We start from the raw sequence: 16,469 nt of genomic DNA, 5'->3' as shown, positions 1-16,469 counted from the left end.
AATACCTCACACAATGCCAGTGGCGTAGAAGGTGCCGATCACTACGAAAACCGCCAGGGTCTTGATCAGCGTAATACAGAAAATGTCTTTGTAAGCCTCGCGGTGGGTTAGCCCTGTGACCGCCAACAGGGTAATCACCGCGCCATTGTGCGGCAGGGTGTCCATGCCGCCGCTGGCCATCGCTGCGACCCGGTGCAGCACTTCCAGGGGAATGTTCGCCGCATGGGCGGCACTGATGAACTGCTCGGACATCGCCGCCAGCGCGATGCTCATGCCACCCGAGGCGGAGCCGGTGATGCCGGCCAGCAGGGTCACGGTAATCGCTTCGTTGACCAGTGGGTTGGGGATGCTCTTGAGCCAGTCGGCCAGCACCAGAAAGCCCGGCAAGGACGCGATCACCGCGCCGAAACCGTATTCCGAGGCGGTGTTCATCGCCGCCAGCAAGGCACCGCTCACCGCGCTTTTACTGCCTTCGGCGAGCTTGCGGCTGATCGCCTTGTAGCCAAACACCAGCACCATGAGGATGCCGACCAGCAAGGCTGCCTGTACGGCCCAGATCGCCGTGAGCTTGGCGATTTCCGTGGTCACCGGCGCGGCCATGCCCGGCAGCGCGAGGCTGTGGGTCTTGCCATACACCTGCGGAATCCAGTGGGTGAACAGCAGGTTCATGATGCCCACCGCGAGCAGTGGCGAGAGTGCGAGCCACGGGTTGGGTAGCTTGAGATCGGCGGCGGTTTCCGGCTCGTTGCGCAGGTCAGAACCATAGCCTTCACCGGCACGCTGGGCCTTGTTGCGCTGACGCTGGAGAAACAGCATGCCGGCACAGAACACGAAGATCGTGCCGATCACGCCCAGCCACGGCGCTGCCCACGCGGTGGTGTTGAAGAACGTGCTGGGGATGATGTTCTGGATTTGTGGCGTGCCGGGCAGGGCGTCCATGGTGAACGAGAACGCACCGAGGGCAATGGTCGCCGGAATCAGGCGCTTGGGGATGTTGCTTTGGCGGAACATCTCGGCGGCAAACGGATAGACCGCGAACACCACCACAAACAGCGACACGCCGCCATAGGTCAGCAAGGCGCAGACCAGCACGATCACCAGCATCGCCTGGCGGGTGCCGAGCAGGCGAATCGCCGCCGCGACGATGGAGCGCGAAAAACCGGACAGTTCGATCAGCTTGCCGAACACCGCGCCGAGCAGGAATACCGGGAAATACAGTTTGATGAAACCGACCATTTTTTCCATGAACACCCCGGTGAAAGCGGGGGCGACGGCAGACGGGTCAGTCAGCAGGACAGCGCCGAGAGCGGCAATCGGGGCAAAAAGGATAACGCTGTAGCCACGGTAGGCAGCCAGCATCAGCAGCGCGAGGGCTGCCAAGGCAATGATCACACTCATGGTGTGTCTCTCCTGGGTTGTTATTTTTGTTGGGTGAAGCCTGGTAGGAGAGGCGTATAGCTAGTTTTGTGCCATCTTGTTAAGTTGTTGAAATATAAGAATATATTTTATTTCTATGGGCTGGATTCGAATGATTTGTCTCTAACTGGAGACTTCTGGCGATAGTGCTGGCCTCATCGCGAGCAAGCTCGCTCCCACAGGGGGACGGAGTAAGTCGGGAGAACACGGTCTACTGTGGGAGCGAGCTTGCTCGCGATGAATTGTCTATCAATGGAGATGTATGTCTCTTTATGGAGACTCTGCTATCCCCAGCGCCACCATCTTCTTGTACAGCGTCGACCGTCCAAGCCCCAGCCGCGCCGCCGCATCAACCACCTTGCCCCCGCATTGCGCAAGGGTGGTTTCAATCAATTGCCGGTCAAATCGCTCCCGCGCCGCACTGAACGTTTCATGGGCAAGCGGCTCGATGGTCAAGAGCGCCACGCGCTCCACCTGGGTGAACGTACCAATCGCCGCGCGGATGTCCGCCGCCGTCAGGCGCAAGTCATCACTGAGCAGCGCGGCCCGCTCCAGCACATTGCGCAGTTCGCGGATGTTCCCCGGCCAGGCGTGTTGTCCCAACAGTTCCAGGGCCTCGTGGTGCAGTTCATGCTGGCTGCGCAGTTCCTCAAGAATCGCTTCACTGAGCGCCGGCACGTCATCCAGGCGATCGCGCAGGGGTGGAACCTGGATCGGCAGCACATTGAGGCGGTAGTACAAATCGGCGCGGAATTCGCCGCGTTTGATGGCAGCCTCGAGGTCCGTTGAGGTCGCGGCGATCACCCGCACATCGCTCTGGATCACTTCGTTGGAGCCCACCGGCTCGAATTCCTTTTCCTGCAACACCCGCAACAGTTTGCTTTGCAGGGGCAGCGGCATGTCGCCGATTTCGTCGAGGAACAGTGTGCCGCCTTGGGCGATCTGCAATTTGCCGGCGCGGCCCTTGCGGTCGGCACCGGTAAATGCGCCAGGGGCTGTGCCGAAGAACTCGGCTTCCAGCAGCGATTCGGGAATCGCCGCGCTGTTGACACTGACAAACGCCTTGTGCGCCCGGGGCGAGGCATTGTGGATCGCCTGGGCCAGCAATTCCTTGCCGGTGCCGGTTTCACCAAGCAACAGCACCGGCGATTCGGTACTCGCACTGCGCCGGGCGCGGCGTTTGACTTCCAGGCTGGCGGCGCTGGTGCCGATGAAATGGGCGAAGTTGTATCTGGTCTGCCGCGCCCGCAGCAGCGAGCGGGTGGAGGCCAGTTCTTCCTGCATGCTCATGTAGCGCTTGAGCATCGGCGACAGGCTGCGCAATTCGTCGAACAGGGCGAAACCGATGGCGCCGATCACCACGCCGGCGTCATCGTGAATCGGCAGGCGCATGACCACCAGCGGTTCTTTGGGGGTGTCTTGCATATCCAGCAAAATCGGCCGGCCGCTGCGCACCACTTCACGCAACAGGCTGCCGGGGATCACGCTTTCGCAGGGCTTGCCGATTGCAACTTCCGCCGATTGCAGGCCAAAGCGCCGGGCATAGCGTTCATTCATCCAGACGATGTTGGCATCGCGGTCGACAATCACCGTGCCCTCGCTCGACTGCTCGATGATCTCGAACAACGAGCGGATCGCCAGCAGGCGAACACGCTGGTAGTCCTTGAGGCTTTCGGTGGTGTTCATGGGTACTGATCCTGGTTGTGTATTGCCTGTGCCGGCCTCTTCGCGAGCAGGCTCGCTCCTACAGGGGATTTGTGTACGACACAGATCAACTGTAGGAGCGAGCCTGCTCGCGATGGCCGCGGCTCGGTCCAACTTCATGCAACCGATTATGCCTGCCCCAACATCGCCGCCGCCAACAGCTCCTTGGTGTACGGATGCTGCGGCGAGTCAAACACCTCATGGCTGGCGCCGCGTTCCACCACTTTGCCATCCTTGATCACGATCATGTCGTGGGCCAGGGCGCGCACCACCGCCAGGTCATGGCTGATGAACAGGTAGGTCAAACCGTGTTTTTCCTGAAGCTGGCGGAGCAGGGCGACCACCTGTTTCTGTACCGTGCGGTCGAGCGCAGAGGTCGGTTCGTCGAGCAGGATCAGCGCCGGCTTCAGCACCAGTGCCCGGGCGATGGCGATGCGCTGGCGCTGCCCCCCGGAGAACTCGTGGGGATAGCGATGGCGACTTTGCGGGTCGAGGCCGACTTCGCTCAGTGCCCGGATCACTTCGGCATTGCACTCTTCAGGGCTCAGCTGGCTGTGCACTTCCAGGCCTTCGCTGATGATTTGTGCCACGGACATCCTTGGGCTGAGGCTGCCGAAAGGGTCCTGGAACACCACCTGCATCTTCTTGCGCCACGGTCGCAGCTGTTTTTGCGTCAGGTCGTCCAGCGCCTGGCCCTGAAAGCGGATGCTGCCTTCGGAGTCGAGCAAACGCAGAATCGCCTGACCGAGCGTGGACTTGCCGGAACCGGACTCACCGACGATGCCCAGGGTTTTGCCGCGCTGAATATTCAGGCTGATGCCATCGACGGCGCGCAGCCAGGTTTTGCGTTGAAACAGGCCACCACCGACGGGAAACCGCACCTGCAGATTGTCCACCTCCAGTACGTTTTCGCGCTCGTCCCGGGGCAAGGCTTCGCCCTCGGGTTCGGCGTGCAGCAATACGCAGCTGTAAGGGTGCTTCGGTTCGGTGAAAAGGATTTCGCAAGGTGCCTGCTCGACGATTTCCCCAGCCTTCATTACGCACACGCGCTGGGCGATGCTGCGTACCAGATTGAGGTCATGACTGATCAGCAGCAGCGACATGCCCAGCCGTTGTTGCAGGGATTTGAGCAGCAGCAGGATCTTGCGCTGCACCGTCACATCCAGCGCAGTGGTCGGTTCGTCGGCGATCAGCAGTTCCGGTTCGCAGGCCAGGGCCATGGCGATCATCACCCGCTGGCGCTGCCCGCCGGACAATTGATGGGGATAGGCCTTGAGGCGTTCCTCGGGTTTCTGGATGCCCACCAGGTGCAGCAATTCAACAATCCGCTCTTGCGCCGCCTTGCCCGCCAGGCCTTTGTGCACCAGCAGCGTTTCGCCGATCTGCTTTTCAATGCTGTGCAGCGGGTTGAGGGAGGTCATCGGCTCCTGGAAGATCATCGCGACGCGATTGCCGCGCAGTTGTCGCAACTTGCCAGCATCGGCGCCTACCAGTTCCTGGCCGCGATAGCGAATGCTGCCCGTTGTCTCGGTATCGGTTTGCGGCAGCAATTGCAGGATCGAGTGGGCCGTCACCGACTTGCCCGAACCCGATTCGCCCACCAGCGCCAGGCATTCGCCGGGACGGATGTCCAGGCACAGATTGCGCACCACGGTCTGGCCGCTGAAGGCCACGCTGAGGTCACGGATTTCGATCAGGTTGGTCATATCAGCCGTCCGTATCAAGATCTCGGATCGAAGGCGTCTCGCAACGCCTCGCCGATAAACACCAGTAAAGAAAGAATCAGCGCCAGGGTGAAAAACGCCGTCAGGCCCAGCCACGGCGCTTGCAGGTTTTGCTTGCCCTGGCCGATCAGTTCACCCAGGGACGCGCTGCCGGCAGGCATGCCGAAACCGAGGAAGTCCAGTGCCGTCAGGGTGGAAATCGCCCCGGTGAGAATGAATGGCAGGTAGCTCAAGGTCGCGTTCATGGCGTTGGGCAGAATGTGCCGCACGATGACTTTGCGGTCGGTCAGGCCCAGCGCGCGCGCGGCCTTGACGTACTCCAGGTTGCGCCCGCGCAGGAACTCGGCACGCACCACGTCCACCAGGGCCAGCCATGAAAACAGCGCCATGATGCCCAGCAGCCACCAGAAATTCGGTTCGACGAAGCCCGACAGAATGATCAGCAGGTACAGCACCGGCAACCCGGACCACACCTCCAGCAGGCGCTGGCCGAGCAAATCCACCCAGCCGCCGTAATAGCCTTGCAAGGCGCCGGCCGCGATGCCGATCAGGGCACTGACAAACGTTAGCATCAAGGCAAACAGGATCGACACCCGGGCACCGAAGATCACCCGGGCCAGAACGTCCCGTGCCTGGTCGTCGGTGCCCAGCCAATTGACGCTGGAGGGCGGGCTGGGGGCGGGTTTGTCCAGGTCATAGTTGGGCGTGTCGTCACTGAACGGAATCGGTGGAAACAGCAACCAGCCACCGTCCTTCTCGATCAGCTTCTGCACGTAGTCGCTGCGGTAGTCGGCCTGAAATGGCAGCTGCCCGCCGAATTCCTGTTCGGTGTGGCGCTTGAAGACCGGAAAGTACCACTGGCCTTGATAGCTGACCATCAGCGGTTTGTCGTTGGCGATCAGTTCGCCGCCCAGGGTCATCAAGAACAGGCCGATGAACAGCCAGAGCGACCACCAGCCCCGACGGTTTTTCTTGAAACGATCGAAGCGCCGGCGCGCCAGCGGTGAAAGCTTGAACATCAGGCGTTCCTCGCGGCAAAGTCGATACGCGGGTCGACCAGGGTGTAGCAGAGGTCGCCGACCAGTTTTATCAAAAGGCCGAACAGGGTGAAGATGAACAGCGAGCCGAACACCACCGGATAGTCCCGGGATACCGCCGCTTCGTAACTCATGCGGCCCAGGCCGTCGAGGGAGAAGATCACCTCGATCAGCAGGGAGCCGGCAAAAAATACACTGATAAACGCTTGGGGAATGCCTGATACCACCAACAGCATGGCATTGCGGAACACGTGTCCATACAGTACCCGCCGTTCACTCAAACCCTTGGCCCTGGCGGTGACCACGTACTGGCGGGTGATTTCATTGAGGAAGGAGTTCTTGGTCAGGATGGTCAGCGTGGCGAAGCCGCCGATTACCAGCGAGGTCACCGGCAACACCAGATGCCAGAAGTAGTCAGCCACTTTGCCCAGGGTCGACAGCGAGTCGAAGTTGTCCGAGACCAGTCCGCGAACCGGGAACCAGTTCAGCGAAGTGCCACCGGCAAAGACCACGATCAGGAACATCGCAAACAGGAACGCCGGCATGGCATAGCCGATGATGATCGCGGTACTGCTCCAGATGTCGAATTGGCTGCCATGGTGCAMGGCCTTGCGGATGCCCAGGGGAATCGACACCAGATAGGTGATTAGCGTCGCCCAGAGCCCGAGGGAAATGGTCACGGGCATTTTTTCGAGGATCAGGTCGGTGACGGTGGCGCCGCGAAAGAAGCTCTTGCCGAAGTCCAGGCGTGCGTAGCTGGTGAGCATCAGCCAGAGGCGTTCGTGTGCCGGTTTATCGAAGCCGTACTGTTTTTCAATGTCCTTGATCAGCTGCGGATCGAGCCCGCGACTGGCCCTGGACTTGCCACTCATGGCTTCGCCGGAACCGCCGCCGCCAACTGCTGCGCCGCCAATGCCTTGCAGGTGTGCGATGGCCTGTTCGACCGGCCCGCCCGGTGCGGCCTGGACGATGACAAAGTTGACCAGAAGAATGATCACCAGCGTCGGAATGATCAGCAGCAGGCGCCGCAATATGTAAGCCCACATCAGTGCGGCCCTCCGGGTTTGCCACGGCTGATACGCTCGGCCGTCATCTGTTGGTTGGTCAATGGCGTGGTGCTCATCTCCCACCAGCTCTCGATGGCTTCGTCATTGCTCGCCTGCACGTTCGGGATGCCAAAGCGATTCCACCAGACCGTCGAGGTGCCTGGCGGGTAATAGTTGGGAATCCAGTAGTAATTCCATTGCAGCACCCGGTCCAGGGCATGAGCGTAATGCAGCATGTCAGCCTGGGTATTGGCATGGATCAGCCCGGTGATCAGGGTGTCCACTGCCGGGTTCTTCAACACCATGTAGTTGTTTGATCCCGGGTCGGTGGCCGCCGCCGAACCGAAATAATTGAGCAGTTCGTTTCCCGGAGATGTGGTGACCGGGTAGCCGGTGACGATCAAGTCGTAGTCGCGGCTCATCAGGCGATTGACGTACTGGGAGGAGTCGATGCGGCGGATGTTCAGGTCGATGCCGATCTGTTTCAACGTGCGTTTATAGGGCAACAGCAGACGGTCCATGCCGTTTTGGCTGATCAGGAACGTGAAGCTCAACGGCTCGCCGTCGGCATTGACCAGTTGGTCGCCATCGGGTTTCCAGCCGGCCTGTTCGAGCAAGTCCAGGGCTTGCAGTTGCTTGTCGCGGATCACGCCGCTGCCATCGGTCTTCGGCGCTTCGAACACCTTGGTGAAGACTTCGTCGGGAATCTTCCCGCGCAGCGGTTCGAGAATCGCCAGCTCACCCGCATCCGGCAGTTGTCGGGCCGCAAGATCGGTATTGGAGAAAAAGCTCTGCTGGCGGATGTACATGTCACGCATCATCTGCCGGTTGCTCCACTCGAAGTCCCACAGCATCGCCAGCGCCTGGCGCACGCGACGGTCCTGGAACATGGGCTTTTGCAGATTGAACACAAAACCCTGGGCCGGCTGCGGTGCCGCGGTGGCGAGGTGGGCTTTTTGCAGGCGACCGTCGCTCAGGGCCGGGCTGTCGTAGCCGATGGAGTAAGCGGTGGCGGAAAATTCCCGGTTGTAGTCATAGGCGCCACCGCGCAGCACCTGGCGCGCCACGTCGGTATCGCCGAAGTATTCGATGCTTAAGTGATCGAAGTTGTACAGGCCACGACTGACCGGCAGGTCCTTGCCCCACCAATCGGGATTGCGCTCGAAGGTGATGCTGCGTCCGGAGTCGATCTTGCCGACTTTATAGGGGCCGCTGCCCAGCGGCGCTTCATAGCCGCCGCCACTGGCGAAATCGCGGCTCTTCCACCAGTGTTCGGGAAACACCGGCAAGGTTGCGATATCCAGGGGCAGGGTGTGATTTTCGTTGTTCTTGAAATCAAAGCGCACGGTCAGTGGCGATTCCACTTCGACATTTTTGACGTCGGCGAACTGGGTACGGTAACGCAGGCTGCCCTGGGTCATCAGCAGGTCGAAGGTGTAACGCACGTCTTCGGCGGTAATCGGTTTGCCATCGGCAAAACGCGCCTTGGGATTGAGGTAAAAACGCAGGGACAGGCCGTCTTCGGCGCGTTCCATCTTTTCAGCCACCAGGCCGTACACGGTGTACGGTTCGTCCAGCGAGCGCTGGGCCAGTGGTGAATAGAGCAGGCCGTCGATCTGCGTGACGCCGATGCCTTTGTCGATATAAGGCAAAACATGGTCGAACTGACCGATTTCGATCGCGGAGCGCCGCATCGTGCCGCCCTTGGGGGCCTGCGGATTGGTGTAGGCGAAATGGCTGAAGCCGGCAGGGTATTTCGCCGGTTCGCCATAAACGGTCAACGCATGCTGCGATTCAGCATTCACACCGGCGGCACCCATCAGCAGGGCCACGGCAGTGAATAATAAGGTAGGGAAAGCCAGTCGCATTGTCAGCCTTGGAGCCGGGTGGTCGTTAACGACAATTTGTACGCTAGCGGCGCGTCCCTCGCCAGCCGAATTACGCACCTGAAACACAACGGCCCACCAAAAGGCGGGCCGTTGTGAGAGTAGTTCAAGCGTCGATCAGTCCTGACGGCTGGTCACTTCCAGCAGGTGAAAACCGAACTGGGTCTTGACCGGGCCCTGGACCACGTTGATTGGTGCGCTGAAAACCACGGTGTCGAATTCCTTGACCATCTGGCCCGGGCCGAACGAACCCAGGTCACCGCCCTGGCGGCTGGAAGGGCAGGTGGAGTTTGCCTTGGCAACTTCGGCGAAATCGGCACCAGCCTCGATTTGGGCCTTGAGTTCGGTGCACTTGTCTTGCGAGGCAACAAGGATGTGACGGGCAGTGGCTTTAGCCATGGGAAAATACTCCTTTCAATACTCGATAAAGTGCGGAGCCTACCGGATTGCGTGAGCTATTTCTCCTCAAAGTTCCGTTCCACACGGGATCACGGCAGGTGGCACCTCAAAGGCCGGCGTCTCTCAAGCGTTCGGCATGCTGGACATACAGTTCGATCGGGTCGACACCTGTGCGCAACTGGCCGGTCGGTTGACCAATGGTGTCCAGATGATCCAGTGCATAGTCGGAGCGGATAACCGTGCCCAGATGGGAACTGAAGCGACCGACCAACCCGTCGTTCTGCTCGTTTTCCGTGACGAAATAACCGGAAAGGGCCCGGCAGAACGCGTTGAGCGGATCGAACCCATTGAGCCCTTCCTCAAGAACATTCGACTGCAGCACGCCGCTCCACGAGTAGTAACGCACACCGTTGACCCGTTCGCGCCCCTTGCCACCCCAGATGGTGGGCAGCCCTTGCGGGTATTTGTCGTTGAATGCGCCTACGCCTTCGGTGGTCAGGGCATTGAGGGCCGCAATGGCGTTCTGCGGTTGGTACTGGTTGTCGCTCAATGTTGCGAGGAAGTCGGTGAACAGGGTCACCACCGTCTCGGCCACATGTTCCGGCAGGCAGCCCGGTGCCAATGCCTTGCGCAGGAAATCGGCCAGTTCCGAGCCATGGTTCGGACCGCTGACGGAAGTCACCGATGCCACGCTGTGTGGCGCAATCGCTGCGGCATAACGTGCGGTCAGTGCGCCCTGGCTATGACCTATGAGGTTGACTTTGCGTGCACCGGTTCCTTCCAGTACCCGCTCGATCTGTGTGAGCAATTGGTCACCGCGTACCTCGTTGTCATGGATGGCCGACAAGTAGGGGACGAACACCCTTGCTCCGGCGTTCCTCAACGCCTGCCTGATGTCGTGAAAGAGTTCGAACTTGCCGATTCTGTCGAAGCCGAAAAGGCCGTGGACCAGCAGTATTGGATAACAAGTGCTTGCATTCCTTTGCATGTTCATACCTTTGCACAGAAGTTCGTTGGGACTGCATGGCGTTTCACTCTAAAACACTCGAGGTTGGCGCGATGTATGAAAAGTCCGCCGAAACTTGTGGAAAGAGGAATAGAACAAGTGCGAATGCTCAAGAGCGGCTGAGGCCTTAGTCGGAATAAATTGAGGACTTTTCACGGCAATCAGCTTGCTGCTGATCAAAGACCTACTTCGTATGTATCGATTTTCCGAGCGAGACGAGGTGAGAGGCCGACATCACGGCTGCTTGCCGCGAGGTTAAATAGTCGTCATCCAAAGCCGGCCACCTGTTCGGTGTTTATTTCAAGGACTGGAGCGAATGAATGACTGTTTATGAACCCGATACCTTGAATCTCGCGCAGCAACCATTACCACCTCCAATACTTGAGCAGGCGGAAAACGGCGTTCTGAACCCCTCTGACAGAAAAGCCGTCATCAGGGTCCAGCCTTATCCGGGCATGACCTGCGGCGACAAATTGCTATTGAGTTGGGCGGGTCTGGATGCCGATGGCGTCGCCCGCAACCATCAGGTAGTGCGTTATGTCAGTGAGGACCGGGTCGGCGAGGACATGATCTTTGCCGTGGGTAGCGCACATATTGCGACGCTTGATGGTGGTTCACTCGAAATCGGTTACTCACTCACAAGCACCCGTTTTGCCGAGCCCGTGCGCTCCCATCGATTGCAATTGAATGTGGGTGATGGGCAATCCGACCTGTTGCCTGCGACAGTGAACGATGCGGTGGGTAGAACGCTTGATCCCGATCAGGTGAAAGAAGGGGCGATCGTTACGATCAAACCCTATGCACGCATGGCGGCAGGCGACTGGGTGTTGCTGACCTGGGCGGGCGTTTCGGTCGAAGCAAGTTTCAGTGATGCACTCAAGGTCGAGTCCTTCGCTGTGGGGGAGGAACTTTCGTTTTGGGTCAGCCCGCAGTGCATTGCGCCGAATCTGGGCTCCTGCGTTTCCATCGATTATTGCGTCAAGCAAGCAGGTCAGGGGCCTCGTTACTCTGAAGTAACGGCACTGATGGTTGACATCCTGGAACGGCGACCACTGCCAGGGCCCACTGTGCTGGAAGCCGACGAAGGTTGTGTGGATCTGCATGATGCACAGGATGGCGTGACCGTCGTCATCGAAAACCCCAGGGCTGATAAAGGTGAACTGATTTACCTGAGATGCGACGGGGAGAAATTCAATCACTGTAACGAGCGCAAAATAAYCAGAGACACTGCGGGCGAGCCGTTGGTGTTCATCGTTCCCTACCGGTTCTGGAGGGAGCATCGAGATTGCGCGATCCGTGTTTCCTATTCAGTCGAGTACCTTGACGGCACCCGCCAGCAATCCGCAGTGACACGGGTTCAAGTGCAGTCCCTGATGGGGTTTTGATTGCCATTTGCCCTCCAGTCTTCCCATGAAGGCCGGAGGGCGAAAGGATGATGCCAATTATCGGGCGTTGTTTGATGCCCGCAGCCGATCTGCCGCATCAAGCAACAGTCGTTCTGTCCCGGTCCAGCCGAGACAGCCATCGGTCACTGACACACCGTATTGCAATGACGAACTCAACGGCTGGCAGCCCTCGAACAAATGGCTCTCGATCATCATGCCGATCAGCGAACGATCACCTTGCAGGCGTTGTTCAAGTACATCCTTGAACACGGCTGGCTGGTTCAACGGGTTTTTGCCGCTGTTGGCGTGACTGCAATCGACCATGATACGAGCCGGAATCTTGAGCCTGGTCAGGTCGCTGTTCACCTGGGCAACGCTGGCGCCGTCGTAGTTCGGCCCGCGATGGCCGCCGCGCAATACCAGGTGAGTGTCCGCATTGCCCGGTGTTTGAATGATCGCCGGATGTCCTTGGCTATCGACACCGAAATGGCGATGGGGGTGAGCCGCGGAGCGCATGGCGTCGCTGGCGACACCGACACCACCGTCAGTCCCGTTCTTGAACCCTACAGGCATGCCCAGGCCGCTGGCCATTTCCCGATGGATCTGCGACTCCGTCGTGCGTGCACCAATTGCCACCCAACTCAGCAGGTCGTCGAAGTAACCGGCGGCCATCGGTTGCAGCAGTTCGGTGGCCACGGGCAAGCCCAGGCGGAGCATCTCGCGCATCAACTCACGTGACAGCGTCAGGCCACCGGCCATGTCATCGCTGCCATCGAGGTGCGGGTCGTAGGCCAGGCCTTTCCAGCCAACCGTGGTACGGGGTTTTTCGACGTAGGCACGCATCACCAGCAACATTTGATCGCTGACTTCGGCGGCGAGGCGGGCAAGGTTGTCGGCGTATTCGAGGGCTGATTTCGGATCGTGTATCGAGCAGGGGCCGACGATGACCAGCAGACGGGAATCTTCACCGTTGAGGATCGCGCGAACCGCCTGACGGTGGGCGGCAACTTGCTGGGTCAGGACGTTGCTGAGGGGTAATTGCTGTTTGAGTTGCAATGAACTGGGCAGACGCAGGGTCAGCGCTTCATTGGCAGGGCTCATGGTGGACAGCGGCAGTGCGCAGACGGACGAATTCATATTCAAGGCTTCCTGGGCAGGTGGCGGGTTCGTGCCCGCGCGCTCGGCCCTACTGGGGTGTTCGACAATTGGCCGGATTGGCTGCGTGTGTGTGCTTGCCACCTGTGGGTGACCGATCGGAGGCGGCAGGCTGTCCCGAGCGGAGGGTGGTAAATCGCCAGGCGGTAAAACTGTCGTGACGGTAATAAGTGGCGTAGTTCATGTGCTGAATCCCCTAAATGTCTGGTGTGTCGCTAAAAGTGTTGGGACTGAAAAAACAAAACCCCCGGTCGGGAGGCCGACCGGGGGTTGAGAATTCTCTGGTGGCGACCCGTTTAAAGTGGGCGCCGTGTGGGTATCAGGCGCGCCAGTGGCTAAACCAATACCCAAAATAAAAGCTGACCGGAGCACAACCGACGTTCACCCGGGCAGCCGCAACCGAGCGCGGGGCGCTGGCGGTACGAAGCTGTAAGAGGGTGCTGAACATGGTCTGTCTCCGATGGATGGGTCGAGCTTACTAGAGGCCGGTACGCAGATTCAATCAGAAAATGCTATTGGCCAACGACCACGCTTTCTATCGCTTGAGTGCCCCGAAGGTTGTGACACACTCAGCGCCTCAAAAAAAAACACATCGTCACAAGGACGCACCATGACGGTACTGTCCCTCGCAGTGGGGTTGGAATGATGGAATGCCAATGGCGTCCGGCAACACTGGATGACCTGAATTTCGCCCGCGAACTGACCTGTAGAGGCATGCTGCGCTACTACATTGAGCATGATCTGCTGTGGCAGGACGAGGCGTTTGATGTGGCCTGGGCAGGGCGCGACAACCGGTTGATCGTATGCGGCGAAAATGTCGTGGGTTATGTCAGTCTGAGTCGTGATGCCAGAGCCTTGTACATCCGCGAATTGCATATTGTCGAAGCGTTTCGTGGGCAGGGCACTGGAGCCTGGGCGATCGATCAGGTGCTGGCTCTGGCGTGCCAGGAGCGGCGTCCGGCGTTGCGCCTGACGGTTTTCGAAAACAACCCGGCGCAAGCGTTGTACGAGCGCAAGGGATTAAGGGTGGTGGGCAAGGACGAATGTTTCTTGAGGATGCAGCTGGGTATTTCCGATCGGGATTGCTGCAACACGCCTGCAACAGCCCTTTCAAGATGAATTGAAACTTTTAATCTGACGCTTTCCGCTAGGTCTGCCAGATGCTTTTTTGCTAAGGTGTCTGGTAATCCAATAAGACCATATCGCGAGGTGTCTGCTTGATTAGGGTGCTAGTTGTCGATGACCATGATCTCGTTCGTACAGGCATTACACGAATGCTGGCTGACATCGATGGCCTGCAAGTAGTCGGCCAGGCCGAGTCGGGAGAGGAATCCCTGCTCAAGGCGCGTGAGCTGAAACCCGATGTGGTGCTGATGGACGTCAAGATGCCGGGTATCGGCGGTCTTGAAGCCACTCGCAAATTATTGCGCAGTCATCCGGATATCAAAGTCGTCGCGGTGACAGTCTGTGAAGAGGACCCGTTTCCTACGCGGCTGTTGCAAGCAGGGGCGGCAGGGTACCTGACCAAAGGGGCAGGTTTGCCGGAAATGGTCCAGGCCATCCGCCTGGTATTCGCCGGACAACGCTACATCAGCCCGCAAATTGCCCAGCAGCTGGCGATCAAGTCCTTCCAGCCCACCAACGATTCGCCTTTCGATGCCTTGTCGGAGCGGGAAATCCAGATCGCGCTGATGATCGTCGGCTGCCAGAAAGTACAGATTATTTCCGATAAGTTGTGCCTGTCCCCGAAAACCGTGAACACCTACCGTTACCGCATCTTCGAAAAGCTTTCGATCAGCAGTGATGTCGAATTGACGCTGTTGGCGGTTCGTCACGGTATGGTCGACGCCAGCCTCTGAAAATGAACGACACCTTTGATCCGAGCGCCTTTCTGTCGACCGTTAGCGGGCGCCCCGGCGTGTACCGCATGTTCGACAGCGAAGCGCGGTTGCTCTACGTCGGCAAGGCAAAGAACCTCAAGAATCGCCTGTCGAGCTACTTTCGCAAGACCGGGCTCGCCCCCAAGACCGCCGCACTGGTAGCGCGTATCGCCCAGATCGAAACGACGATCACGGCCAACKAAACCGAAGCCTTGCTGCTTGAGCAGACGCTGATCAAGGAATGGCGCCCGCCCTACAACATCCTGCTGCGCGACGATAAATCCTACCCCTATGTCTTTCTCTCCGATGGAGAGTTTCCGCGACTGAGCATTCATCGCGGCGCGAAAAAGGCCAAGGGTAAATATTTCGGTCCTTACCCGAGTGCTGGCGCGATTCGCGAAAGCCTGAGCCTGCTGCAAAAGACGTTTTTCGTTCGGCAATGTGAAGACAGTTTTTACAAGAACCGCACCCGTCCTTGCCTGCAATACCAGATTAAGCGCTGCAAGGCGCCCTGCGTCGGGCTGGTGGAGCCCCAGGTGTACGCCGAAGATGTGCGCCACTCGGTGATGTTTCTTGAGGGGCGCAGCAATGCTCTGACAGACGAGTTGTCCGCCGGGATGGAAGAGGCGGCGATCAATCTCGAGTTCGAACGAGCAGCCGAGTTGCGGGACCAGATTGCGTTACTGCGCCGGGTTCAGGATCAGCAGAGCATGGAAGGCGGGACCGGGGACGTCGATGTGATTGCCGCCTTCGTCAACCCGGGCGGTGCCTGTGTTCACTTGATCAGCGTGCGGGGCGGGCGGGTACTGGGAAGCAAGAACTTCTTCCCCCAGGTTGGTATTGAAGAAGACGTCAGCGAAGTCATGGCCGCGTTTCTCGGCCAGTACTTCATCAGCAGTCCTGAGCGCGACTTGCCAAGTGAACTGATCGTCAACGTGGTCCACGATGACTTTCCCACTCTGATCGCGGCCATCGACGAGTTGCGCGGTCGTGAACTGACCATCAGCCATCGTGTGCGTGGTACGCGGGCGCGCTGGCAACAATTGGCGGTGACCAATGCCGAGCAGGCACTGAGTGCGCGCCTGGCGAATCGTCAGCACATTACGGAACGCTTCGATGCGCTGGCGCAAGTGCTGAAGCTCGATGAGCCTCCACAACGACTGGAATGCTACGACATCAGTCATTCCAGTGGCGAGGCGACGGTGGCGTCCTGCGTGGTCTTCGGCCCCGAAGGCCCGATCAAATCCGATTACCGCCGGTATAACATCGAGGGCGTTACGGCCGGCGATGACTACGCGGCGATGCATCAGGCGTTGACCCGACGCTTCAGCAAGCTGAAGGACGGGGAGGGCAAACTGCCGGATATCCTGTTGGTGGATGGCGGTAAAGGCCAGTTGTCCATGGCCCGCGACGTGCTCGATGAATTGGCCGTGCCTGATTTGATTCTGCTCGGCGTCGCAAAAGGCGCAACACGCAAGGCCGGTTTCGAAACCCTGTACCTGAACGACGCTGCACATGAGTTCACCTTGCGCGGCGATTCTCCCGCGTTGCACCTGATCCAGCAGATTCGCGACGAAGCCCACCGATTTGCCATCACCGGGCACCGCGCCCGGCGTGGAAAAACCCGTCGGACGTCTACACTGGAGGGCGTCGCTGGCGTCGGACCAACACGTCGGCGGGATTTGTTGAAACATTTTGGTGGATTGCAGGAGCTGTCTCGTGCAAGCATCGAAGAAATTGCCAAAGCCCCCGGGATCAGTAAAAAGCTCGCAGAGTTGATTTATGCAAATCTGCACAGCGAGTAGAATGCCCCCTCACCTCGTAGCCAGTT

13 protein-coding genes are annotated in these 16,469 nt (G+C 59.1%); 4 read left to right on the top strand and 9 right to left on the bottom strand.

Annotated features, from left to right (window positions below):
* Positions 1 to 6: 6 nt before the first annotated feature.
* The 8 genes from AC1DRN_RS08520 to AC1DRN_RS08485 form a co-directional block, all read right to left on the bottom strand.
* Positions 7 to 1,398, bottom strand: a complete 1,392-nt coding sequence (locus tag AC1DRN_RS08520) for a GntP family permease (protein WP_102702089.1) — start codon at positions 1,396 to 1,398, stop codon at positions 7 to 9.
* A gap of 288 nt (positions 1,399 to 1,686) precedes the next feature.
* Positions 1,687 to 3,102, bottom strand: a complete 1,416-nt coding sequence (locus AC1DRN_RS08515; protein ID WP_457265940.1) for a sigma-54 interaction domain-containing protein — start codon at positions 3,100 to 3,102, stop codon at positions 1,687 to 1,689.
* A 146-nt stretch (positions 3,103 to 3,248) separates the two neighbouring features.
* Entirely contained in the window at positions 3,249 to 4,826 is a 1,578-nt protein-coding gene (locus AC1DRN_RS08510) for an ABC transporter ATP-binding protein (RefSeq protein ID WP_457265941.1), read from the bottom strand.
* A gap of 14 nt (positions 4,827 to 4,840) precedes the next feature.
* Positions 4,841 to 5,863 (bottom strand): ABC transporter permease, encoded by a 1,023-nt coding sequence (locus tag AC1DRN_RS08505; protein ID WP_457265942.1) that lies wholly within the window; start codon positions 5,861 to 5,863, stop codon positions 4,841 to 4,843.
* Positions 5,863 to 6,927: a microcin C ABC transporter permease YejB gene (locus AC1DRN_RS08500; RefSeq protein WP_477786668.1), complete on the bottom strand. Its 1,065-nt coding sequence runs from the start codon at positions 6,925 to 6,927 to the stop codon at positions 5,863 to 5,865. Before AC1DRN_RS08500 ends, AC1DRN_RS08505 begins: the two co-directional genes overlap by 1 nt.
* The gene (locus AC1DRN_RS08495; RefSeq protein ID WP_457265943.1) at positions 6,927 to 8,795 is read right to left on the bottom strand and encodes an extracellular solute-binding protein; all 1,869 of its coding nucleotides are present in this window, start codon (positions 8,793 to 8,795) and stop codon (positions 6,927 to 6,929) included. Before AC1DRN_RS08495 ends, AC1DRN_RS08500 begins: the two co-directional genes overlap by 1 nt.
* A gap of 135 nt (positions 8,796 to 8,930) precedes the next feature.
* Positions 8,931 to 9,212, bottom strand: a complete 282-nt coding sequence (locus AC1DRN_RS08490; protein ID WP_223463978.1) for a peptidylprolyl isomerase — start codon at positions 9,210 to 9,212, stop codon at positions 8,931 to 8,933.
* A gap of 106 nt (positions 9,213 to 9,318) precedes the next feature.
* Positions 9,319 to 10,200 carry an esterase/lipase family protein gene (locus AC1DRN_RS08485; RefSeq protein ID WP_223463979.1) on the bottom strand — a complete coding sequence of 294 codons (882 nt, stop codon included), beginning with the start codon at positions 10,198 to 10,200 and terminating at the stop codon, positions 9,319 to 9,321.
* A 338-nt stretch (positions 10,201 to 10,538) separates the two neighbouring features.
* Between AC1DRN_RS08485 and AC1DRN_RS08480 the strand changes: the two genes are divergently transcribed.
* Positions 10,539 to 11,603, top strand: coding sequence for a hypothetical protein (locus tag AC1DRN_RS08480; protein ID WP_477786667.1), 1,065 nt, complete (start codon positions 10,539 to 10,541; stop codon positions 11,601 to 11,603).
* Between the two features lie 57 nt (positions 11,604 to 11,660).
* Here AC1DRN_RS08480 and AC1DRN_RS08475 read toward each other — a convergent pair whose 3' ends face one another.
* Positions 11,661 to 12,740, bottom strand: a complete 1,080-nt coding sequence (locus tag AC1DRN_RS08475) for a 3-deoxy-7-phosphoheptulonate synthase (RefSeq protein ID WP_457265945.1) — start codon at positions 12,738 to 12,740, stop codon at positions 11,661 to 11,663.
* A 663-nt stretch (positions 12,741 to 13,403) separates the two neighbouring features.
* On the opposite strand from AC1DRN_RS08475, the gene AC1DRN_RS08470 reads away from it, so the two are divergent.
* The 3 genes from AC1DRN_RS08470 to uvrC all read left to right on the top strand — a co-directional run bounded on the left by AC1DRN_RS08470 (position 13,404) and on the right by uvrC (position 16,443).
* Entirely contained in the window at positions 13,404 to 13,877 is a 474-nt protein-coding gene (locus AC1DRN_RS08470; RefSeq protein WP_457265946.1) for a GNAT family N-acetyltransferase, read from the top strand.
* 98 nt (positions 13,878 to 13,975) lie between these two features.
* Complete coding sequence (gacA, locus tag AC1DRN_RS08465) at positions 13,976 to 14,617, top strand: response regulator transcription factor GacA (protein WP_008015884.1); 642 nt, start codon at positions 13,976 to 13,978, stop codon at positions 14,615 to 14,617.
* A gap of 2 nt (positions 14,618 to 14,619) precedes the next feature.
* Positions 14,620 to 16,443: an excinuclease ABC subunit UvrC gene (gene uvrC / locus AC1DRN_RS08460; RefSeq protein ID WP_477786666.1), complete on the top strand. Its 1,824-nt coding sequence runs from the start codon at positions 14,620 to 14,622 to the stop codon at positions 16,441 to 16,443.
* Positions 16,444 to 16,469: the final 26 nt, after the last annotated feature.

This window comes from Pseudomonas sp. P5_B3 (assembly GCF_056400405.1).
Note: the sequence above shows the minus strand (reverse complement) of the source record. Positions and strands in the feature narration are given on the sequence as shown.